Below are 21244 nucleotides of genomic sequence, written 5' to 3'. Positions count from 1 at the left end.
GCCAAAGGAGAAAACATGTCAGCTTATCCACATTTATTAAAGCCACTTGATTTGGGCTTTACCACTTTAAAAAACCGTGTGCTTATGGGGTCTATGCATGTTGGCCTGGAAGAAGCACCTCAAGGTTATGAGCGTATGGCTGCATTCTATGCGGAACGTGCCAAAGGGGATGTTGGATTAATTGTCACTGGTGGAATTTCACCAAACGATGCTGGCCTGACTTTCGCGCATGCGTCTAAGCTCGATAGTATTGCCGAAGCAGACAAACATAAAGTGATTACCCAAGCTGTGCATGAGGCGGGCGGTAAGATTGCCATGCAGATTTTGCATACTGGCCGTTATTCTTATCAGCCTGAGATTGTGGCACCATCTGCGATTCAGGCGCCAATTAACCCGATTAAACCCAAAGCCCTCACTTCAGCCGAAGTGCAGCAAACTATTGATGACTTTGCCAACTGCGCCAAGCTTGCACAATACGCAGGTTATGATGGGGTTGAAATTATGGGCTCGGAAGGTTATCTGATCAATGAATTTATTGCGGCCCGTACCAACCATCGTGATGACGAATGGGGCGGTAGTTATGAAAACCGTATTCGGTTCCCGATCGAAATCGTAAAGCGGACCCGTGCGTTGGTCGGTGAAAACTTCATCATTATTTATCGCTTGTCGATGCTAGATCTGGTTGAAGGTGGTTCAACGCTGGAAGAAGTGATTCAACTGGCGAAAGAAATTGAAAAAGCCGGTGCAACCATTATCAATACAGGGATTGGCTGGCATGAAGCGCGTATCCCAACCATTGCAACCAAAGTACCACGTGCAGCATTTACATGGGTGACTGAAAAGCTTAAAGGTGAAGTTTCAGTTCCTTTAATTACTTCAAACCGTATCAATACTCCTGAAATGGCGGAACACGTATTGGCCTCTGGTCATGCCGATATGGTGTCTATGGCACGTCCAATGCTGGCCGATCCTGAGTTTGTATTGAAAGCCAGTGAAGGCCGTAGTGATGAGATCAATACCTGTATCGGTTGTAACCAAGCCTGTTTAGACCATATTTTCTCAATGAAGATTGCGACATGTTTAGTCAACCCGCGTGCGTGTTATGAAACAGAACTAATTTTTAAAGAAACCCATGCAGTCAAAAATATTGCCGTGATTGGTGCTGGTCCAGCAGGTTTGAGCTTTGCGGTGTATGCGGCTAGTCGTGGTCATAAAGTGAAAGTCTTTGATGCCAGCAACCAGATTGGTGGTCAATTCAATATCGCCAAAACTATTCCGGGTAAAGAAGAATTCTACGAGACATTACGCTATTTCAAACGCCAGATTGAATTACAGCCGAATATTGAGTTGGTACTGAATCATACGGCCACTTATGAAGAGCTAAGCCAGGCCAACTATGATGATATCGTGGTTGCAACAGGTGTGACCCCGCGTCAATTACAATTCGAAGGTATTGATCATCCAAAAGTGTTGAGCTATATCCAGGTCTTAAAAGAGCGTGTACCTGTCGGTAAGCGTGTTGCCATTATTGGTGCCGGTGGTATTGGTTTTGATACTGCAGAATACTTAACCCACGAAGGGGATAGTGGCAGCTTAAACCCTGAAAAGTTCTATGCAGAGTGGGGAATTGACACAACTTATCAGCATGTCGGCGGATTAAAAGCAGCTGAGTTGGAAAAGTCAGAACGTGAAATTTACTTATTACAACGTAAGACAGCATCTGTTGGCGCTGGTTTAGGTAAAACTACGGGCTGGATTCACCGTACGGGCTTAAAACATCGTGATGTGAAAATGATTGCGGGAGCGAGCTACGACAAGGTTGACGACCAAGGTCTACATATTACCGTTGATGGTCAGAGCCGGGTGCTTGAAGTGGATAATGTGGTGATTTGTGCGGGTCAGGAATCCTATACTGCAATGTTCGACCAACTTAAAGCAGATGGTAAAAATGTTCATCTGATTGGGGGCGCGAAAGAAGCAGGTGAGCTGGATGCCAAACGTGCAATTCGTCAAGGTGCTGAATTAGCAGCTGTTTTATAAGGTGGAAATGAGCATTTTCTCATGAGAGGAAGTGCTCATTCACTTTTAGATAGGAAGGAAAATACCAATGACACTTGAAACAACAAAACAAGCCTTAGCAATCTGGCATGACATGATCAAAGCTGGCGATTTGTCTGCGTTGAATGACTTGCTCGCAGAAGATGTGGTATTCCGCTCACCCGTTGCTTATAAACCTTATGAAGGCAAACATGTGGTCTTTTTTATTTTGACCAATGTGATTCAGGTATTTGAGAACTTCACTTATCACCGGGAATTTTATACTGAAGATGGTGAGAATGTAGTGCTGGAATTTAGTGCCAATGTCAGCGGGAAATCGCTCAAGGGCATTGATATGATTCGTTTTAATGCGCAAGGAAAAATCATTGATTTTGAAGTCATGATCCGTCCGATGAGTGGTTTGGCAGCATTGGCAGAGAAGATGGGCGCAAGATTTGCCAAGTATCAACCCAACTAAAGTGCTAAAAATAGCCTAAGTAATATAAAGAGATTTAAAATGTGGTTAAAACTTTCAACTTTGGCTTTATTGCCTGTATTACTCATTCAGGGTAGGAAAGTTCGTAAAAATACACCACGACTTTTAGAGGCCGATGGCGCGCGCGAAGGTGTTATTGGCCAAGGCAAGCCATTGTCTCTGCTGATTATCGGAGATTCAGCTGCTGCTGGCGTGGGAGTGGAAACCCAACAACAGGCTTTATCGGGCGCCATCATTTCCGAGTTGCAAAATGAATATCGCTTACAATGGAAACTGCAAGCAAAAACAGGCGATACCACTGCACAAGTTTACCAAACAGTACAACAGTTAGATCAGCAATGTTATGATGTAATCGTCACCTCGATTGGTGTCAATGACGTCACCAAACTGACTTCGGCAAAGTCTTGGTTGAAACAGCAAAAACAACTTTTTAGTTATATCCAACAACAGTTTCAGCCCAAGCTTATTATTGTGTCTGGTGTACCACCGATGCAGCATTTTCCAGCCTTGCCGAATCCTTTGGCCTGGTTATTTGGACAATATGCAGAACAGATGAATCAAGTATTACAACAATGGCTGGCGCCGCAGTCGCAATTTCATTTCATTCAATATGATGTAGAAACTTTTCAGGCGATGAATCTGCCAATGGCCAGCGATGGTTTTCATCCTGGCAAAGAAATTTATGCCATCTGGGGACAACAGGTCGCTACTTTAGTGCGACAAACATTTACTCATCATTAGAGGCGGTACTAGATATGGGTATATCAGCTTTAGATAAAATCAAAGTTTTAGGTTCAGAACTTTTTGATACAGTGCTCGGTGCCGAACAACCGAAAATGTATTATGACCCTAAAGGGAAAATTAAAGATGTTCTGGAAAAATTACCGCAATTAAAGCAAAAATATCGTCCAACACCGTGGCTGAGCAATACCCATCTCCATCTTCTGTATTTTGATGTGATTCGTAAAAAGATGGTCAAACTCGAATATGATCGAATCGAGCAATTGCACATGCAGGATGGTGGGGTAACGGCAATTGCATGGTATGGCTATGATTTACCGGCAGATACGCCGACGGTTGTGATCATGCATACCATAACCGGTACACCTGAGAGTATGCGCGAACTGGTCAAAGACCTGCATGAATATACCGGATGGAGAATTGCGTTGTGTTTGCGCCGTGGTCATGCGGGGTTACCGATGCCTGTGCCACGCATTTCACTATTTGGTTCGACCAGTGATCTAAAAGAACAATTGGCGCATATTCAACGCTTATTTCCAGATTCTGACTTATATGCCGTTGGTTCTTCTGCGGGTACCGGTTTGTTAGTGCGCTATTTAGGTGAACAAGGTGCAGATACACCGTTCAAAGCTGCATTTGCAATGTGTCCAGGCTATAACACAGAAATTGGCTTTAAGAATGTCCATCCGTTTTATAGCAAGATGATGACCAAGAAGCTGTTTAAATACTTCATTTATCCCTATCAGAACACATGGACACAGCTTGCATCTATAGAAAAAGTGCTTGCCACAACCAGCCTGGAAGAGTTTGAGAAAGAATATTTTGAAATGGCAGGATTTCAGGATTATCAAAGTTATTGTCAGGCCATCAACCCGATCTATGTATTTGAAAATGTCAAAATTCCATTGATGATTTTGAATGCCGAAGATGATCCAGTATGCTCTATCAAGAATCTGGAGCCGTATAAAGAAGCCATACAGCAGATGGAAAATATAGCGGTGGTCACCACCAAGAAGGGCAGCCATTGCGGTTTTTATGAAACGTTGAGTGTGAAATCTTGGGCTTCACGTTTGATGGCTGATTTTTTTAAGAACTATTAATGTTATAGAAATAAAAAAAGCCATGAGCTGCAATTGAGTCAGCTCATGGCTTTTTACAGCAAGCGATTAAAACATTAGTTGTTTAATGCAGGCGTAGCAGCAGCAATCGCAGCGGCAACAGCATCATCTTCACTTTGAGCTGGTGTAGATGATTTTGGCGCTTTTGCAGTTGGTTCAGCTTTAGGCTGCTCTACTTTCGCTGGTTTTGGTTCAGCTTTTACAGATTGCTCAGCTTTAGGCTGTTCTGTCTTAGCCGGTTTTGGTTGTTCAGTACGTGGCGTCTCGGTTGCAGCAGGTGTTTCAGTCTGAGCAGGGCGGATTTCACGACGAATTTCAGTGGTGGTATTTTCAGTTTGTTCACGCGTTGTTTCAACAGTCGCCGCAGGAGCTTCTTGCTTATCAACACTTTCTAGCGATTCAAACTCCTGAATTTTTTCAGGTTCAGGTTGTGGCTGAGTTTGAGTTTCAGTCGTGGTCTGGTCTTGCTGCTCTTCGTTTTTAGGTTCTTCTTTTTTCACGCACGCAGTTAATAAAAGACCAGTCGCCAGTGCTGCACAAATTAAAAGTTTTTTATTTGCCATTGCTAAAACAACATATTGAATAAGGACAGCCGCAATTATAACAGTAAAAGTAAGTGAAGAAATCCCCATGCTTTGTTGAGTTTGTTTATATTTTATAATTGCTTGCAAATTGTCGTCAGCCGAATGGTTCATTTGTCGGAATTGAAAAACAGATTTTTAACGGCGTTGAGGACAAATTTGCACGATGAAACGTAATTTAAGAATGAAAAATCGACAAATCCCGTAAATTTTTATCGAAAATGCTGATAGAATAACCAGTTGTTTATAGTTCTTTGAATTGATGCGGTTTGACTTTGCTTTATAGGGGCAGAGTACAGTAAAATTGCCCAACATTGTAGGCCGATTTCGGCTCGATTGTACGAGAAACTCAATGACCCATTTTATTTTTGTCACTGGTGGTGTGGTTTCATCACTAGGTAAAGGTATTTCTGCTGCTTCTGTTGCTGCACTTTTGGAAGCTCGTGGCTTAAAAGTCACTATGGTAAAAATGGATCCATACATTAATGTCGATCCAGGTACCATGAGTCCATTTCAGCATGGTGAAGTTTTCGTCACAGAGGATGGTGCTGAAACTGACTTAGATTTGGGATATTACGAACGTTTCTTACGTCGTGCGAAAATGACCAAACTGAATAACTTTACCAGCGGTCGTGTATATCAGGACGTTTTAAACAAAGAACGTCGTGGTGACTACCTCGGTGGTACGGTTCAAGTTATTCCACATATTACCGATAACATTAAAGAACGCGTACTTCGCGCAGGTGAAGGTTACGACGTTGCAATCGTTGAGATTGGTGGGACTGTTGGTGATATCGAATCACTTCCATTTATGGAATCAGTCCGTCAGCTTATGGTTGAGCTGGGTCATAAACGCACAATGCTCATGCATTTGACCTTGTTACCATATATCAAATCTGCTGCGGAATTGAAAACCAAGCCAACCCAGCATTCTGTGAAAGAACTTCTTTCAATCGGTATTCAGCCAGATATCCTGATCTGCCGTACCGAATACGACGTCGATGTTGATACTAAACGTAAAATTGCATTGTTCACCAATGTTGAAGCGCGTGCCGTTGTGGTATGTAAAGATGCTAAAACCATTTATCAAATTCCACGTACATTCTACGAACAGAATGTTGATGACTTGATTTGCGAACGTTTTGGTTTCAATGATCTTCCAGAAGCAAATCTTGAAGATTGGGATAATGTGGTTGAAGCATTACTGAACCCAGAATATACCGTACGTGTTGCAATGGTCGGTAAATATGTAGAACTTCCAGATGCTTATAAATCTGTAAACGAAGCACTTCTACATGCAGGTATCCAGAACCGCGTTAAAGTTCAGATTGATTATGTCAATGCTGAAGAGCTTGAACAGCAAGACATTAGTGTTTTAAGTACAGCTGATGCGATCTTGGTCCCAGGTGGTTTTGGTGAGCGCGGTACTGAAGGCAAAATGAAAGCCATTCAATATGCACGTGAAAACAAGATTCCATTCCTTGGCATCTGTTTAGGTATGCAATTGGCCGTGATTGAATATGCACGTAACGTTGCAGCGATGCCAGAAGCAAGTTCAACTGAATTTAACCGTTCAACTAAATATCCACTCATTGGTTTAATCACTGAATGGTTAGATGAACGTGGTGAATTACAGCAACGTAGCCTTGAGTCTGACTTGGGCGGGACCATGCGTTTAGGTGCACAAAAATCAGAACTGGTTGAAGGCACTAAAACACGTGAAGTCTATGGCAAAGCTGAAATTACTGAACGTCATCGCCATCGTTATGAAATGAACGATCGTTTTATTCCGGCACTTGAACAAGCTGGTATGAAAATTTCAGGTTATTCATCAGTACAACATTTAGTTGAAACTGTAGAAATTCCTGAACATCCTTGGTTTATTGCTGTACAATTCCACCCGGAATTTACAAGTTCACCACGTGATGGACACCCATTATTTGCTAGTTTTATCGGGGCTGCTAAAAATCAGCACCAAAAGTAAATACTGAGTTTTAAATAAACTGGGATAGTTTAAATGTCACAATTAAAACCACAAGAAGTTGTACGTTTAGGCGATATACAAATGGCAAATCATTTGCCATTTGTATTATTTGGCGGAATGAACGTACTTGAATCGAAAGATTTAGCATTTGAAATTGCTGAAACGTATGTTGATATTTGCAAACGCTTAGATATTCCTTACGTGTTCAAGGCAAGCTTTGACAAGGCAAATCGTTCGAGCCTGAATTCATTCCGTGGCCCCGGTCTGGAAAAGGGTATCGAATGGTTGGCAGATATTAAAAAGCATTTTAATGTGCCAATCATTACCGATGTCCATGAACCTTACCAGGCAGCGCCTGTCGCTGAAGTTGCAGACATTATCCAGCTTCCTGCCTTCCTCAGTCGTCAGACTGACCTTGTTGAAGCAATGGCAAAAACCCAAGCCATTATCAATATCAAAAAAGCACAGTTCTTAGCGCCACATGAAATGCGTCATATCTTGCATAAATGTCTGGAAGCCGGGAATGACAAACTCATTCTTTGTGAACGTGGTTCAGCTTTTGGCTACAACAATCTGATTGTAGATATGCTTGGCTTTGACACCATGAAAGAAATGAATGTGCCAGTATTCTTTGATGTAACCCATGCTTTACAAACACCAGGCGGACGTGCTGATTCTGCGGGTGGCCGTCGTGCGCAAATCACAACCTTAGCACGTTCGGGTATGGCAACCGGTTTAGCAGGTTTATTCCTGGAAGCGCATCCGGAACCGGAAATTGCAAAATGTGATGGACCATGTGCATTGCGTTTATCTCAGCTTGAGCCATTCTTGGCACAATTAAAAGAATTGGATACTTTAGTTAAAGGATTCAAAAAGTTAGATACCCACTGATGCAATAATTTGCATCTTGTTTTTCATTCAACAGAGGAATTGTTCATGAGCCAAATCGTTGACATCCGTGCACGTGAAATTTTGGATTCTCGTGGTAACCCAACCATCGAAGCAGACGTTATTTTAGAATCTGGTGTTGTTGGCCGTGCATGTGCGCCATCTGGTGCTTCAACTGGTTCTCGTGAAGCTTTAGAACTTCGTGATGGCGATAAAGCACGTTATTTGGGTAAAGGTGTTAAAACTGCGGTTAATAACGTAAATACGATTATCCGTGACGCTTTAGTGGGCAAATCAGTATTCGAACAAAAAGACATCGATAATACGATGATCGAACTTGATGGTACTGAAAACAAAGAAAAATTAGGTGCTAACGCAACTTTAGCTGTGTCATTGGCTGCTGCTCGCGCTGCTGCTGAAGAAAAGAAAATTCCTCTTTTCCAATATATCGCAGATCTTCGTGGTCAAACGACTTTGACGATGCCTGTACCAATGATGAATATCATCAATGGTGGTTCGCATGCAGACAACAATGTTGATATTCAAGAGTTCATGATTGAGCCTGTAGGCTTTACATCATTTGCTGAAGCATTACGTGCAGGTGCAGAAATCTTCCATTCGCTTAAATCAGTTTTAAACAAGAAAGGTTTAAACACTGCTGTAGGTGATGAAGGTGGTTTTGCGCCAAACTTGCGTTCAAACGAAGAAGCAATCACTGTTATTCTTGAAGCGATTGGTCAAACGGGTTACAAAGCTGGTTCTGATATCATGCTGGCACTTGACTGTGCATCTTCAGAATTCTACAAAAATGGTCAATATGTCCTTGCGGGTGAAGGCAATAAAGCATTCACAAGCAACCAGTTCTCTGACTATTTAGCTGGTCTTGTAAACCAGTACCCAATCATTTCGATTGAAGATGGTCTAGATGAATCTGACTGGGAAGGCTGGAGCTACTTAACATCAATCCTGGGTGACAAAATCCAGTTGGTTGGCGACGATTTATTCGTAACCAATCCTAAGATTTTACAACGTGGTATTAATGAGAAAGTCGGTAACTCGATTCTGATCAAATACAACCAGATTGGTACATTGACTGAAACTTTAGATGCAATCTACCTTGCAAAAGCAAATGGCTATAGCACTGTAATTTCACACCGTTCAGGTGAAACTGAAGATTCAACAATTGCTGACTTGGCAGTTGGTACAGCAGCGGGTCAAATCAAGACAGGTTCTCTCTGCCGTTCTGACCGTGTCGCGAAATATAACCAATTGCTTCGTATTGAAGAGTTAACGAAAGCAGCTTACCGCGGTAAAGCTGAATTCAAAGGTCTAAAATAAGGTCAAATAATCTATGTTGAAAACTTCTGATCATCTTTCTTTACAAAAGAGAGAAACTCTGCAAATTCATAATCCTATAGAATTCGCAGATGATCTTCCTTTCAGAAGGATGTAGGGGCTTTTTCATGTTAGAGATATTTCGATCGACCTCGAGTAAATTGATTCTGTTGCTTGCAGTCGTTTTGGTTGCAAGCTTACAGTACCAATTCTGGTTAGGTGAGGGTGGTTATTTCCCTCACCAAGCCTTAACTCAGCAAATCAGTCAGCAAGCTGAAATTAATACTGAGTTAAAAGAACGTAATCGTATTTTGGCAGCCGAAGTGTTTGATTTGAAAAATGGCAGCGAAGCGATTGAAGAGCATGCCCGTCTAGACTTAGGTTTAATTAAGCCAAATGAAACCTTTGTACAAATGAGTACAATTAGTACCCATTACAAACCGATTTATATTGATCCAAACGCAAAAGAAGATACGGCAACCAATGAAAACCCAGACTAAGCTGTGGGCGGTTGTACCAGCAGCGGGATCGGGCAGTCGTTTTTCCAAAACCGAATTAAAACAATATCAGTATATTCAAAATCATACTGTGCTTGAGCATACTGTTAATCGCCTTCATACACTTGATCTGGCCGGATGTGTACTGGCCATTGGTGAGCAAGATCATTTTGCCGCGACACTAGCATTTCAACATAAAGATAAACTGCATTTTTGTGAAGGTGGTGCAGAGCGTGTGCATTCTGTTTTAAATGCTTTGATGTATTTATCTGAAATCGCAGATGAAAATGACTGGGTACTGGTTCATGATGCGGCACGTCCGTGTGTAACGACAGATTGTTTAACCCGTCTGGTGGATTCAGCACAGCATTCAAATCAAAGTTCAATTCTGGCCATTCCTGTTCGTGATACCTTAAAGCAGGTTGCGCAGCAAAATCTGATTGATAAAACGGTAAGTCGTGAATTGTTATGGCAAGCCCAAACTCCGCAAATGGCAAGATTGGGGCTGCTAAAAAATGCTATTGAGCAGGCCTTGGCTGATCATATTGTGATAACAGATGAAGCCAGTGCTTTGGAATATACACAGCAACCTGTGCAAGTGGTACAGGGAAGATCGGACAACATTAAAATCACCTATGCCGATGATCTTGAACTGGCACGACTGATTCTACAATCTCAAAACCCATCTTAGATTTTAATTTTTTTAGCTAAAAGGTGGATTAAGGTGCTCTTTTTATAAATAGCCTAAGTAAACTTAAGTGAAGTTTACTGTTTTTTTACATTAACCTAAATGACAAAAAACTGACGATTTGTTAAATTTGAATAACATACTTAACAATGGATCAATAAATGAAAAAATTATTACTTGCGGGCCTTTTTACTTTTTCTTTAGTGGGCTGTGCAACGACTCCTCAACAACCACAAGAGACTGCTCAAGAAACGATTCGTTATTCTACCAGTCCATGCTTTGGCGCATGTCCAATCTATTCTGTTGAGATTACTCCTGAAGGCGCTGTTCATTTTGATGGTAAACAGTATACCAAGGTGACTGGAACTCAGGATTTAAAAGTTGATCCTTCTGTTTATAAAAAGCTTCAGCAAGAGCTTCAAACTTATCGTCCTGCCACAGGTGCAAGTGTTAAAACCACCGGTTGTGCAGAAACTGCAACTGACCAGCAAAGTGCATATTTTGCATGGAAACAAGCGGACGGTACGGTAACAAAACTAAGCCATTACACTGGCTGTATTTCACCGGCAAATGCTGAGTTAAATAAAGTGATTGAAAAATTACCTAAATTGATCGGTATTGAAGATTTAGTACGTTAAGCTGGTTTTTGGCTTAATTAAAAGGCTTGATTACTTAAAGTAGTTAAGCCTTTTTTTATAAAGTAAATTAATTGCTTTAATTAATTTCATAAATAATATATTATAAAAATATATAATGATTTTATGGTGACGCATGTCTGGCATTGTCTTGGCGCTCCTTGGTGGGGCTCTTATTGGTCTGGCTGTTGTTGGCTATTTGTATGTAAATGGCCGAATTGCTGGCATCAGTGGTTTAATTTCACAAATTTTGCATCCTCAATCCTTTGTCGGAAGTTCTGCTTTCTGGTTTTTACTGGGACTCATGGGTACACCTTTCATTTATCAACTATTTTTAAAACCACAGATTGATTTGAATTCTTCTCCGGTTGTGTTGATGGTAGCAGGTTTACTGGTGGGCTTTGGTACACGTTTAGGTTCCGGTTGTACCAGCGGTCATGGAATTTGTGGAATTAGCCGTTTATCTCTGCGTTCAATGATTGCAACTATGACCTTTATGTTGGCAGGAATGTTAACCGTTTATGTCTTACGCCATCTATTCGGAGCAATATAATGAAAAACTTATTTGCCTTTATCTTTGGCAGCATATTTGCATTAGGTTTGATTATTTCCGGCATGTCTAATCCAGCAAAAGTATTAAGTTTTTTAGATATCTTTGGTGATTGGGATATCAGTTTAATGTTTGTAATGATTGGTGCAATTGCTGTGGCATTTATTCCTTTTCAAAAAGCAATCCGTCATCCTAGAACGATCTTGGGAGAAACGATCGTCTTACCTCAAAATCGCCAGCTTGATAAAAAGCTTATTGTCGGCGCTGTACTATTTGGAATCGGCTGGGGAATTGGAGGGATCGGCCCGACACCCGCGATCACCTTGATCGGGCTGGGTTATACCCCAATCTGGTATTTCATTATTGCCATGTTAATCGGTATGTTTATTCATCATCTTTGGGCTAAATCGCGAGGAGAGTAGCAATGTCAAATCCACTAGTGAAAGCTTTTTTTGATGACGATAGTCATACCTTTAGCTATGTTGTGACTGATCCAGAAACTCTTCATTGTGTAATTATCGATAGTGTACTGGATTATGATGCAGCTTCTGCGACAACTTCTACTACACATGCGGATGAAATCATTGGGTATATTCAAAATAATAGCTTAAAAGTTGAATGGATACTGGAAACGCATGTACATGCGGACCATTTAACTGCTTCGCAATATTTAAAGTCACAACTTGGCGGAAAGATTGCCATGAGTGAGAAAATTGCCGTGGTTCAGGAGACTTTCAGTGCGATCTATCATCTTGATATAAAGTATTTTAATTCCCAACAAATATTTGATCATTTATTTAAAGATAATGAATCTTTCAAGATCGGGCAGTTAGAGGCATACAATATTCCAACGCCGGGTCATACACCGGCATGCTTGAGCTATGTGATAGGGGATGCCGTTTTTATCGGTGATACCCTGTTTATGCCTGATTATGGTACAGCACGTTGTGATTTCCCTAAAGGCAGTGCAGACCAGTTATTTGATTCGATACAAAAACTTTACCAATTACCAGAACAGACCCGGGTTTTTCTTTGTCATGACTATAAACCAGAAGGGCGCGATGAATATATTTGCGAAACCAGCATTCAAGCACAAAAACAATCCAATATTCATTTAAATGCCAACACCCGGAAACAGGAGTTTGTGCGTAAGCGGCAGGAGCGTGATGCAACTTTATCGATGCCCAAGCTAATTTTGCCTGCGATTCAGATCAACATGGATGCAGGGCGTTTTCCTGAACCAGAAGCAAATGGAATTCGTTATTTAAAACTTCCTTTAAATTATTTCAAATCCTGATGCATGGAAACGGTGGCAAAGCATTGCCACCTTGATGTTTAGACTCAAAATAGCCTAAGCAAATATAAAGATCTAAACAGCAGCACAAGCAATCGTCAATGAAAAACAAAACAAAAATTTTGTACTTTATGAAAGGGCTATGTTAAAACTAGCTCTTATTTTGGAACTCGTAGCAGTTAGGATATAAAAATGACCACCATCTATTTAGTCAGACATGGCCAGGCTTCATTTGGCAAAACTAATTATGATGAGCTGTCAGAAAATGGTGAAGCACAAGCCAAACTTTTGGGTCAATATTTTAAAAATATTTTTACTGAACAGCCTTTTATCGTCTCAGGCAGTATGAAGCGTCACCAGCAAACCACACAAATCTCTTTGCGCGAGTGTTTTCCTGAAGCGTTGTATAAAACAGATGGTTTATGGAATGAGTTTAATCATCATCAGGTCTTTTCATTGTATGAACCCAGATTTTCCCAGCCAGAAGTATTAAAGCAGGATATCTTTAAAGAAGTCGACCCTAGAGCTTATCTGGCGCAAATCTTTGATAAGGCGATTGAGCGCTGGGCTGATGAAGCGTTTCATCATGAATACGATGAATCATGGCCCATTTTTAAAACCAGAGTAGATCAGGCTTTACAGAATTTGTGTATAGAATTAGCAGAACAACAGCCTAAAGAAGCGATCGTATATACGTCTGGTGGTGTAATTTCCGTGATTATCGGAAAATTACTTGAGCTAAGTGTACAACGTACTTTTGCACTCAGCTGGTCGATTGCAAATACGAGTGTGACAACATTAAAATTGAATAATGGTCAACTTCAACTCATCAGTATGAATGAACATCAATTTATTAAATCAAAAAATCCGGACTTGTTAACCTGGCTCTAAACAAGCTGGGTATCATATTGATTCTGTATTTAAGGTAATCATCATCAGAAGCAATAGAAAGACTAAGGCACTGAGAAAAAATATATTTCACATAATTAAAAAATTTTAAATACTTGCTCAGCTATAATTTTTACTTGATAAACAAAAAATCTAATTTATTCATTTATTTTAAAAAAGGAAAAAATATGTCTCAACATAACTTTAATTTATCTGATCATTTTAAATTGGGTATTTTTGCCTTTAATTGCTCTGGAGGATTGACTGCTTCTACACTGGAAGATGGTTGGGATGCCAGTTGGGCCAAAAATCTGGAACTGGCACAAATGGCGGATGAAGCCGGGATTGATTTTCTTTTATCTGCTGCGCGATTTATCGGACACGGCGGCAAAAAGGACTTTCATGGTACCGTGCTGGAAACTGTGACCTGGACTTCAGCTTTATTAGCCAAAACCAATAATATTCATGTATTTGCTACATTACATACTGCACTAAATCATCCCGTCGTAGTCGCCAAGCAAATTTCGACCATGGCCCAAATCAGCAGAAATCGGGTTGGATTGAATATCGTGGCTGGTTGGAATAAACCAGAATACGATGCAATGGGATTGCAGTTACCCGATGATCATGCAACCCGATATGAGTATGCCGATGAGTGGTGCAAACTGGTTAAAAAAATCTGGCAAAGTTCTGAGCCATTTAACTGGGATGGAAAATTCTTTCAAACCAAAGGAACCTATGGCAAGCCGAATCTGATACCGGCCCCACCGTTATTTAATGCAGCAGGTTCAAAAGAGGGCCGAGAGTTTGCAGTTAAAAATTCAGATTTTTTGTTCACTCCTGCATCCGATCTTGAACGTTCCGTGATAGAAATTAAACAGCTTCAGAAAGAAGCCGAAGCACTTGATAGAAATATTAAAGTATTAACTTTTTCCCATGTGATTTGTCGTCCTACTGAAGAAGAAGCGCAAGCGGAATGGGATCGACAATTGAATAATGCCGATGAAGCTGCGGTACAACATTTAATTGATACTTTATTCGCATTTTGTAAATCGTTTCCACCTGACTTATTTGAAGGTCTGCGCCAACGAATCGTAGTGGGCCACGGCGGTTACCCGCTGGTAGGGACACCAGAGCAGGTTGCGGACGGATTAATTTCTTTACAACAAACGGGTTTCTCAGGCAGTACCTTATCGTTTTTAAACTATACGCAGGAATTCCCATATTTTAGGGATCAGGTTATGCCAATTTTAAAAGAAAAAGGACTGCTTCGAGCAGCTTGCTGATTTCTGGAGCGACTGGATAGTCTTTGTAGGTAAAGACTATTCAAACGTTAAATACTACTCTTTGTTTAATTTATTTCTATATCAAAAAACAAGCAGTTGAATGATTTTTGAGCTTGTTTTTTGATTTTTTATGTTATAAAAATATCTCAATTATTCAACTTGAGAATAAAAAATGTCTGAACAAAAATATCATTGGTACTTGATTGGTTATACTTTTAATGATGCAAGCCATAACGGTAATACCAGAAGTTTCAACATTCAACTGCCCTTAGAGTCATTTCTGCCGCCTGTATCCAAAACGAAACTGAATGAACTGAATGCAATTGGAGCCGAATGGATCAAAAAAAGTGATCCTTCAACCCAACCTGTGAACTTGTTTGCCATGTCAATTTGTTATTTAGGGGAGATGACTCAAACTCAGTTTAATGCTTGAATCATCTAAAATCCATTTTAAATACCCTCTTAATATAGAGGGTATTTTGAAAATATAATAATCTTGTAATATATTCAAATAGTTAACGATTAGATAAAAATTTTCTATGGGAAGAAAAATGCAATGACAAAGTTAAATACACTCTGTTATCCCACTTTCTATTATTTAAAAAAATAAATCAACTTTATATATTTTTTTAATGACTTCATCTTAGCCTTTTGATAAATTACCTGCATAATAAAGGGGTGTTTCTATGACAAGAATTTTAATTACTTCAATGCTACTGGCTTTGAGTTTTAATGTAACAGCGAATACTGATGATGAGTTAAAAGAACTCGGGATTATCGGGCAAGATTTCAAGTTTATAGACCTTGAACGAGCGACAGAGTATTTTAAAAAATCTACTGAGAATCATTCAAATTCAATAGGTTATAAATCAAACGAGTTGGTAAAAATAACCTCCTCTTCAACTACACCATACTATTCCTCAGTCACATTTAGTCCAGCTGCCGACATCTCGGAAGCTGAAGAAAAAGATTTGGCTGATTTTATAAGTACTAAGGATAGTTATCAGGTCTGGTGTAAAGAGCTATACAATGCGAAGTATATGGGTGTTAATGATCATAAAGTTGAAGTGTCTTATAAAAATAAAATCGGAGAGACCTTGGGTAGTGTTACTTTGAATAATGAAACTTGTAGATAATATTTTTATTGCTAAGTTAACTCTATGAATAAAATAAATATTTTTTACTTAACATGGAAAAGGCTTAAGTTAGTTTTTTTCATCAGAATGTAGAACGTCTTAATAAAAGATAAATAAAGTATTGCAGTTAAAAATAGAATAACTTCATGTATTAGTTAGTTATTTTATTAGATTAAATGAGACCAGTCACTTATGGCTGGTTTTTTTATTGCTTTAAGAAAGTTGTGACTGGTCTTAAATTTGAAAACTCTGACACCTGGTTTTGCATATTTCATCACAGAAAAAAGATGATTAGTCACCTTTTGTCAGCAAGTAAAATTTATTGTTTGATAAAAAAATATTTATGGTTATATTCAAAAAACATATTACTAAATCAGGTAATGTGGAATTTCAGGAAGAAATAAAATGAAAAAAACAGCAACAAAAATTGTAATCGCATCCACTTTAATAAGCTTAACCAACTTAACTTACGCTCAGGAATTTAAACGGTTCTCCGTCTCGGCAGGTTGGTTGCATGTTATGCCTCAAGGAAAGGCAAATACATTTAACATCAATACCAATGTCGCAAATGGAACTAAAGCTAATGTAGGTATGATTAAAGGCCAAACTATTTTAGACAATGTAGATTTGGCTAAATATGATGCTTTAGAAAAAGCGGACCCTCAAAACTTTCAACTTAACATTTATAATAGTGTGATTAAGACAAAGCAACTTGATAACTATTATGAATGGAACTTGAATGATTCTCAAACGCCAGAGGAGAGGGAGGCAATCATTTACAGTCTTACAGGTTATTCAGACATTTATGGGATAGATAAATGGAAATCAAATGCGGGACTTGAGGCTAAGGACATTGATACATTAGGATTAATGTTTGATTATTATCTAACAGACAACGTTTCATTGAAACTTATTGGCGGTATTCCACCAAAAGTTGATCTAGAAGGAAAGGGGGCTGTTTATGCTCCTTTTAGTGCCATCGGCCATCCTTTCCCACAAGATCCTACTTCGCCAGATTATGATCCAACCTTACCTCCAATCGAAATATATCTGAAAAACAATTTATTGATTACTGATCTTGATCGCTACGATAAAGCAGCCTCCGCGACAGCTTCAGCCTCCTATGCAAAATTGAATAATGAAGCAACGATCAATGTCATTAACAAAAATACGGGTAGTAAATTAATACACGCTACAACCAAGATTGATATTGATCCGCTGATTACTTATGTTGGGGTCGGTTATCGATTCTAGAAATTAAAAAAATCAGGTCAAAAGCCATGAAAGCCCTCGACAGAGGGCTTTTTGTTTAATATCGATTGAGGGTATAAAAAACGATAGATTTTTTAGCTTTAATATTATTAACGAATATATCCATTTTTTAATAATTTTGAGAAAGCTAAATTGTATAGATGTATGAGCGGATTAACGATATATTGTCCATACGATTTCCACAATGGCATGCCTAAGAGATTAAGTAAAAATGCGATGGTAAATGCGCCAAGCATATCCAGAGGAAAATGTACGCCTAAGTAAATTCTAGACCATGCAACTAACCAAGCCAGGCCTAAAAATATTAAACCGACAGCTCTTTTTGAAAATAACAGTGAAAAAGCAATCGTGCTAAAAAAGAGCATATGACTACTCGGAAATGATCCACTTGGTGCATGATCGATTAGTGTTCTTCCGACTTCCATGACAAAAGGGCGTGGAGAGTAGAAATAGCCAGAAATTATTTTGCCGATAACAAAGGCCAATAGGGTAAAAAAAGTTGCTTTTATAATTTGTTTTTTTACATTGAGGCCGCCTTTAAACCAGCAGATAAGAAAAAAGAGAACCACGATATAAAACAAGTCATTTGCTATGAATATAGCCGTTTTAATCGTCCAGTCAGAAGCCACTTCCGGGGCATTTAATGAATGAAATAAACTTAAATTTAAACGCTCTAAAGACATACAATTCACCTAAACAAAACTGGAAAAGTATATCAATTCCGGGGGCTCACTTCGGAAGAGGATTGCTGTGTCTTTGTTAAAAACCGAAATTAGCATGAATGGTCATAACACTATTTTGATCAGTGTAGCTTCGCCCTGACTCTAAGGAATGAATGGGAGATGAGGCTATTGAACCTACTATAAATTAGAATGATGCCAAGGTTTAGCCAGTGGCATCATTGATAGGATTTAACTTTTGACCGATCAAGGTTGGGTTAAAGTTGTTAAGATAGTCTCGACCTGATTGCGAGAGAGGTTCAGTGTCGATAACGAATAGTATCTATCTTTATAATTGAAGTGAACGTTGTAGATATCGGCATTATTATCTGTCTTTAGTGTTTCTATCGTCATTGGAACATTGTTGATGTTATAGTTCAGACTTTCTTTGTACACCTCAACAATCGAACTATTATTAGGATTCAGGTACATTTCAGTAATTTCCAACTTCTGTTCTCCTTGACCCTCATACAGGCGATACAAAGAGTTGTATTTACCTTCATTAATTGCCCCAGAATACCATTTACCAGTCAGATCCATACCGGGCAATAAATTATCTGTATTGGTTGGTACAAAGTCTAAAGCTTTCTCTTGCTTTAACGCTGCTCTTTTCTTATCGAGATGAGAAAATTCATGCGTAATTTTACCGCCGCTGAAACTGCCATAACGGTTTAAGTTATCAAATTCTTTAGCAAGGGCTTCTTTCTGACTTTTTGGTAAATTTGATTCAGCAAGGGTGATATACAAAACACCATCCGGGTATCTCTGACGTAAAGATTTCAAATCCCGCTCAAAAGATAAAATTGAAGAATGGGTCGAAGGAAGTGCTTGCGTGTTAACTACAGTCTCTCGCTCATGATTTAAGCTTTTCATTTCTGTCGAAGCAGTATTTTCCGAAGGTATGGCATCTTGTTTACCATTCCCTAATCTTTGGGTTTCTACAACGCTTTGAGACTGGATAAATAGCACAATAGATACAAGAGCCACAATGATGAATGCAAGGATCAGAAAAGTTTTTTGTTTATTCATAATATCTTATAAAATTTGACCAATTTTGCCGTTACAGTCTTTTGCTGATGTATATTGTGAAACAGCGCGACCACTGTCTAGTGTTTCATAATGCGTTCCAGAAACATTCCAGAATCTGTTATCTGTTGTTGGGTCTACAAAACCCGCTCTTACCCGATAGCCTTCCGGATTGCTTGAGTGATCGGTACGGATATTCCCGTTAGTTGCTTTTTGATCCGTCTTGGCATACATATTTTTATGTTTACCTGTTAAGGCATCATAAGAAATGGATTCGTTGTCCCAGCCATAACCAATTTTTGGAACATAGAATTTACAGTTGGCTCGACTAAATGTTTCGGCAGGAACGGTAGCGGAAAATACACAGGGCGTTGCTACAATTAAGCAGGTTAAAAGAAGTAGGTTTTTTAAAACCATTTATTTTACCTATAATTTATGACGTGATAGAAGGCTTATACTGAATATTGTTTTCCAATTCATCTTATATATTTTTATAAAATGTAAATAAATAAAGTTTTAGAAAATTTTATTAGATCTATTATTTTGTTAATATATTGAAAAATATAATAAAACACATTTTTTACCAATCGTGTTTTATTATATCTAACCGCTGAATATTTTTAATTTTTTATGTGAATAGTAGAGTAATTGCTTTAAATAATGACTGAATCATGCAGAGAAGGGGAAGCCAGCATAAACAGCGGAGTACCAGTGAAACAGATACATCACGATAAAATAAACAGGAAAAAACCATAACAACTTTTTCCGTTTACTGGTCCAGTATTTATAGCCGTATATCGCACCCAACAGTGGGGAAAGCAACAGCACGGTAAAATATACATAATGGAAAACACTCACCCCATGATCAAGCGGGTAAAACCGCTTGGTCAGTCGAAAGTAAGTCATTTCAGCACATGCTGACAGTATAAATGCGATAACTATGCCTAAGATTGCAAATAAAAATCTCATGATTTCGCCTTAAAACGTTAGGTAGGGAGTGGACTTCGAAAAAATGAACTTAATCGCTCAAGTTCAAATTTTCGAATATCTTAAAAATGAAAAGAATCAAAGTTTAATTTAATAGTTTGCTGAGTAAGATATTCTTTTCGCTATCAAATCGGGGTATTTCTGCGATATCTCGAGGTAAATAACTTATCTTGCAGTCTTCCATCAATTCATCAGGGATTTCATCCCATTGCGCAAAAGGCTTAGAAGAGATTTTTTCGAAAATACTGGCTGTAACTTCCTGATTAATTTTATATTCTGTATTGACCAGACTTTTGGCTTTTCCAATGCTTAAGCCATCCTGAAATCTTTCAACAACTTTTTCGGCCTCAGTGCCCAAAGCGCTACAATATCCTGCCCATTCATCTTCAAGTAAAGTGGGCGTTTTATTGATAAATTCAGCGATTTCTTTTCCTTGCGCATTATAAAAACGAAGTATCTCTCCTTCGAGGCTATAACTTCGTGTTTGTTCAATGACTTTCTGAAATTCCTCAGCAACGCTATAGCTTGCTATCGCTTTGACTTTATGAAAGTTAATAGAATTAAAATGTACTTTTCTGCCATCCCGTATCATTGAAGCAGTGTAATGGTAGGGGTGAGCATAACCCATAATACTTTCCGATCCGATATCCACGCCAATTGTTGGCGCAGGTGCCTGGTTTGTATCTACCATTAAAGATCCTAATTTTTTTAATTGAAATTGATGATTACATAATGAATAGGCTGAATCAGAACATAGTTCATAATTTTCCTCCTCTGTCAGTTCTGCTGCTGTGAGAGGCTGATAGGCTTGCAATAGTTCTGTATCTTTTGTTGAACAGCCGAATAGGGTGGTAAAACATAATAATGGAATGAGAAGTTTGGTCATTAGAATCAAGTGATACAAATATTTTAAAGGCGCAAATCATAGGATTCTTCTTTATCCTCTAAATGAGAAATATTTTCATTTTTTGTAATCAGAAATAGAGTTCAATCGTAGATATTGTTCATTTTCGTAATTCATATAACTTAAAATTATGATTTTTTTAATAAACCAATACTTTAAAATTAACTTCTCCCTTCTAGCTC

Annotated in this window: 23 protein-coding genes; 18 read left to right on the top strand and 5 right to left on the bottom strand. The window is 38.9% G+C overall.

Translation table 11 applies throughout. The features are described 5' to 3' along the window. Positions 1 to 15 precede the first annotated feature (15 nt). The 4 genes from J699_RS15905 (at position 16) to J699_RS15920 (ending at position 4374) form a co-directional block, all read left to right on the top strand. Positions 16 to 2040: an NADPH-dependent 2,4-dienoyl-CoA reductase gene (locus J699_RS15905; RefSeq protein ID WP_032869504.1), complete on the top strand. Its 2025-nt coding sequence runs from the start codon at positions 16 to 18 to the stop codon at positions 2038 to 2040. Positions 2041 to 2107: 67 nt separating this feature from the next. Beyond that, complete coding sequence (locus tag J699_RS15910) at positions 2108 to 2515, top strand: nuclear transport factor 2 family protein (protein ID WP_005286072.1); 408 nt, start codon at positions 2108 to 2110, stop codon at positions 2513 to 2515. Positions 2516 to 2554: 39 nt separating this feature from the next. Beyond that, positions 2555 to 3274, top strand: a complete 720-nt coding sequence (locus J699_RS15915; protein WP_032869506.1) for an SGNH/GDSL hydrolase family protein — start codon at positions 2555 to 2557, stop codon at positions 3272 to 3274. 14 nt (positions 3275 to 3288) lie between these two features. Continuing rightward, entirely contained in the window at positions 3289 to 4374 is a 1086-nt protein-coding gene (locus J699_RS15920) for a YheT family hydrolase (protein ID WP_032869508.1), read from the top strand. Positions 4375 to 4448: 74 nt separating this feature from the next. Here the strand turns inward: J699_RS15920 and J699_RS15925 are convergent, their stop codons facing one another. After that, positions 4449 to 4955: a hypothetical protein gene (locus J699_RS15925; protein WP_032869765.1), complete on the bottom strand. Its 507-nt coding sequence runs from the start codon at positions 4953 to 4955 to the stop codon at positions 4449 to 4451. A 370-nt stretch (positions 4956 to 5325) separates the two neighbouring features. Between J699_RS15925 and J699_RS15930 the strand changes: the two genes are divergently transcribed. The 14 genes from J699_RS15930 to J699_RS15995 all read left to right on the top strand — a co-directional run bounded on the left by J699_RS15930 (position 5326) and on the right by J699_RS15995 (position 17408). Beyond that, positions 5326 to 6957 (top strand): CTP synthase, encoded by a 1632-nt coding sequence (locus J699_RS15930; protein WP_005230692.1) that lies wholly within the window; start codon positions 5326 to 5328, stop codon positions 6955 to 6957. A 33-nt stretch (positions 6958 to 6990) separates the two neighbouring features. Beyond that, a complete protein-coding gene (kdsA, locus tag J699_RS15935) occupies positions 6991 to 7848 on the top strand; it encodes a 3-deoxy-8-phosphooctulonate synthase (protein WP_005286061.1) in 858 nt (285 codons plus the stop codon). A 45-nt stretch (positions 7849 to 7893) separates the two neighbouring features. After that, a complete protein-coding gene (gene eno, locus J699_RS15940; RefSeq protein WP_005230688.1) occupies positions 7894 to 9183 on the top strand; it encodes a phosphopyruvate hydratase in 1290 nt (429 codons plus the stop codon). A 125-nt stretch (positions 9184 to 9308) separates the two neighbouring features. Then, on the top strand, positions 9309 to 9680 hold the full coding sequence (gene ftsB / locus J699_RS15945; RefSeq protein WP_005230686.1) for a cell division protein FtsB: 372 nt from the start codon (positions 9309 to 9311) through the stop codon (positions 9678 to 9680). After that, the gene (gene ispD / locus J699_RS15950; protein WP_032869510.1) at positions 9664 to 10368 is read left to right on the top strand and encodes a 2-C-methyl-D-erythritol 4-phosphate cytidylyltransferase; all 705 of its coding nucleotides are present in this window, start codon (positions 9664 to 9666) and stop codon (positions 10366 to 10368) included. Before ftsB ends, ispD begins: the two co-directional genes overlap by 17 nt. Positions 10369 to 10526: 158 nt before the next feature. Beyond that, positions 10527 to 11003, top strand: a complete 477-nt coding sequence (locus J699_RS15955) for a DUF6438 domain-containing protein (RefSeq protein WP_005230682.1) — start codon at positions 10527 to 10529, stop codon at positions 11001 to 11003. Positions 11004 to 11136: 133 nt separating this feature from the next. After that, positions 11137 to 11553 carry a YeeE/YedE family protein gene (locus J699_RS15960; RefSeq protein WP_032869512.1) on the top strand — a complete coding sequence of 139 codons (417 nt, stop codon included), beginning with the start codon at positions 11137 to 11139 and terminating at the stop codon, positions 11551 to 11553. Continuing rightward, a complete protein-coding gene (locus J699_RS15965) occupies positions 11553 to 11972 on the top strand; it encodes a DUF6691 family protein (RefSeq protein WP_032882691.1) in 420 nt (139 codons plus the stop codon). The genes J699_RS15960 and J699_RS15965 overlap by 1 nt, the downstream gene beginning before the upstream one ends. 2 nt (positions 11973 to 11974) lie before the next feature. Further along, positions 11975 to 12847 (top strand): MBL fold metallo-hydrolase, encoded by an 873-nt coding sequence (locus tag J699_RS15970; RefSeq protein WP_032869516.1) that lies wholly within the window; start codon positions 11975 to 11977, stop codon positions 12845 to 12847. Between the two features lie 189 nt (positions 12848 to 13036). Next, the gene (locus tag J699_RS15975) at positions 13037 to 13735 is read left to right on the top strand and encodes a histidine phosphatase family protein (protein ID WP_005230676.1); all 699 of its coding nucleotides are present in this window, start codon (positions 13037 to 13039) and stop codon (positions 13733 to 13735) included. Positions 13736 to 13920: 185 nt separating this feature from the next. Then, complete coding sequence (locus J699_RS15980; protein WP_032869518.1) at positions 13921 to 15018, top strand: LLM class flavin-dependent oxidoreductase; 1098 nt, start codon at positions 13921 to 13923, stop codon at positions 15016 to 15018. Positions 15019 to 15190: 172 nt separating this feature from the next. Beyond that, a complete protein-coding gene (locus J699_RS15985) occupies positions 15191 to 15451 on the top strand; it encodes a hypothetical protein (RefSeq protein WP_005230671.1) in 261 nt (86 codons plus the stop codon). Positions 15452 to 15704: 253 nt separating this feature from the next. Continuing rightward, positions 15705 to 16154, top strand: coding sequence for a hypothetical protein (locus J699_RS15990; protein ID WP_005230669.1), 450 nt, complete (start codon positions 15705 to 15707; stop codon positions 16152 to 16154). 405 nt (positions 16155 to 16559) lie between these two features. Beyond that, positions 16560 to 17408 carry a hypothetical protein gene (locus tag J699_RS15995; protein ID WP_032869520.1) on the top strand — a complete coding sequence of 283 codons (849 nt, stop codon included), beginning with the start codon at positions 16560 to 16562 and terminating at the stop codon, positions 17406 to 17408. Positions 17409 to 17515: 107 nt separating this feature from the next. On the opposite strand, the gene J699_RS16000 is transcribed toward J699_RS15995, so the two are convergent. The 4 genes from J699_RS16000 to J699_RS16015 form a co-directional block, all read right to left on the bottom strand. Then, the gene (locus J699_RS16000) at positions 17516 to 18109 is read right to left on the bottom strand and encodes an undecaprenyl-diphosphatase (RefSeq protein ID WP_032869521.1); all 594 of its coding nucleotides are present in this window, start codon (positions 18107 to 18109) and stop codon (positions 17516 to 17518) included. A gap of 243 nt (positions 18110 to 18352) precedes the next feature. Then, positions 18353 to 19174 carry a hypothetical protein gene (locus tag J699_RS16005; protein WP_032869523.1) on the bottom strand — a complete coding sequence of 274 codons (822 nt, stop codon included), beginning with the start codon at positions 19172 to 19174 and terminating at the stop codon, positions 18353 to 18355. Positions 19175 to 19180: 6 nt separating this feature from the next. Further along, the gene (locus tag J699_RS16010; RefSeq protein WP_032869525.1) at positions 19181 to 19588 is read right to left on the bottom strand and encodes a hypothetical protein; all 408 of its coding nucleotides are present in this window, start codon (positions 19586 to 19588) and stop codon (positions 19181 to 19183) included. 655 nt (positions 19589 to 20243) lie between these two features. After that, positions 20244 to 21044, bottom strand: a complete 801-nt coding sequence (locus J699_RS16015; RefSeq protein WP_032869529.1) for a hypothetical protein — start codon at positions 21042 to 21044, stop codon at positions 20244 to 20246. Positions 21045 to 21244: the final 200 nt, after the last annotated feature.

The sequence above is a fragment of the Acinetobacter sp. 1000160 genome (genome assembly GCF_000588715.1).
GTDB lineage: Bacteria > Pseudomonadota > Gammaproteobacteria > Pseudomonadales > Moraxellaceae > Acinetobacter > Acinetobacter courvalinii.
The sequence above is the reverse complement of the archived record's forward strand: the minus strand, read 5'-3'. Positions and strand labels throughout refer to the sequence as shown.

What these genes read in the sequence shown, in the direction of transcription:
- J699_RS15980 (WP_032869518.1), top strand. Translation starts at nt 13,921, where the DNA reads ATGTCTCAACATAACTTTAATTTATCTGATCATTTTAAATTGGGTATT.
- J699_RS15960 (WP_032869512.1), top strand. Translation starts at nt 11,137, where the DNA reads ATGTCTGGCATTGTCTTGGCGCTCCTTGGTGGGGCTCTTATTGGTCTG.
- J699_RS15985 (WP_005230671.1), top strand. Translation starts at nt 15,191, where the DNA reads ATGTCTGAACAAAAATATCATTGGTACTTGATTGGTTATACTTTTAAT.
- J699_RS15955 (WP_005230682.1), top strand. Translation starts at nt 10,527, where the DNA reads ATGAAAAAATTATTACTTGCGGGCCTTTTTACTTTTTCTTTAGTGGGC.
- J699_RS15930 (WP_005230692.1), top strand. Translation starts at nt 5,326, where the DNA reads ATGACCCATTTTATTTTTGTCACTGGTGGTGTGGTTTCATCACTAGGT.
- J699_RS16005 (WP_032869523.1), bottom strand. Translation starts at nt 19,174, where the DNA reads ATGAATAAACAAAAAACTTTTCTGATCCTTGCATTCATCATTGTGGCT.
- ispD (WP_032869510.1), top strand. Translation starts at nt 9,664, where the DNA reads ATGAAAACCCAGACTAAGCTGTGGGCGGTTGTACCAGCAGCGGGATCG.
- kdsA (WP_005286061.1), top strand. Translation starts at nt 6,991, where the DNA reads ATGTCACAATTAAAACCACAAGAAGTTGTACGTTTAGGCGATATACAA.
- J699_RS15905 (WP_032869504.1), top strand. Translation starts at nt 16, where the DNA reads ATGTCAGCTTATCCACATTTATTAAAGCCACTTGATTTGGGCTTTACC.
- J699_RS15965 (WP_032882691.1), top strand. Translation starts at nt 11,553, where the DNA reads ATGAAAAACTTATTTGCCTTTATCTTTGGCAGCATATTTGCATTAGGT.
- J699_RS16015 (WP_032869529.1), bottom strand. Translation starts at nt 21,044, where the DNA reads ATGACCAAACTTCTCATTCCATTATTATGTTTTACCACCCTATTCGGC.
- J699_RS15925 (WP_032869765.1), bottom strand. Translation starts at nt 4,955, where the DNA reads ATGGCAAATAAAAAACTTTTAATTTGTGCAGCACTGGCGACTGGTCTT.
- J699_RS15920 (WP_032869508.1), top strand. Translation starts at nt 3,289, where the DNA reads ATGGGTATATCAGCTTTAGATAAAATCAAAGTTTTAGGTTCAGAACTT.
- J699_RS15995 (WP_032869520.1), top strand. Translation starts at nt 16,560, where the DNA reads ATGAAAAAAACAGCAACAAAAATTGTAATCGCATCCACTTTAATAAGC.
- J699_RS15910 (WP_005286072.1), top strand. Translation starts at nt 2,108, where the DNA reads ATGACACTTGAAACAACAAAACAAGCCTTAGCAATCTGGCATGACATG.
- J699_RS16010 (WP_032869525.1), bottom strand. Translation starts at nt 19,588, where the DNA reads ATGGTTTTAAAAAACCTACTTCTTTTAACCTGCTTAATTGTAGCAACG.
- ftsB (WP_005230686.1), top strand. Translation starts at nt 9,309, where the DNA reads ATGTTAGAGATATTTCGATCGACCTCGAGTAAATTGATTCTGTTGCTT.
- eno (WP_005230688.1), top strand. Translation starts at nt 7,894, where the DNA reads ATGAGCCAAATCGTTGACATCCGTGCACGTGAAATTTTGGATTCTCGT.
- J699_RS16000 (WP_032869521.1), bottom strand. Translation starts at nt 18,109, where the DNA reads ATGTCTTTAGAGCGTTTAAATTTAAGTTTATTTCATTCATTAAATGCC.
- J699_RS15975 (WP_005230676.1), top strand. Translation starts at nt 13,037, where the DNA reads ATGACCACCATCTATTTAGTCAGACATGGCCAGGCTTCATTTGGCAAA.
- J699_RS15915 (WP_032869506.1), top strand. Translation starts at nt 2,555, where the DNA reads ATGTGGTTAAAACTTTCAACTTTGGCTTTATTGCCTGTATTACTCATT.
- J699_RS15970 (WP_032869516.1), top strand. Translation starts at nt 11,975, where the DNA reads ATGTCAAATCCACTAGTGAAAGCTTTTTTTGATGACGATAGTCATACC.
- J699_RS15990 (WP_005230669.1), top strand. Translation starts at nt 15,705, where the DNA reads ATGACAAGAATTTTAATTACTTCAATGCTACTGGCTTTGAGTTTTAAT.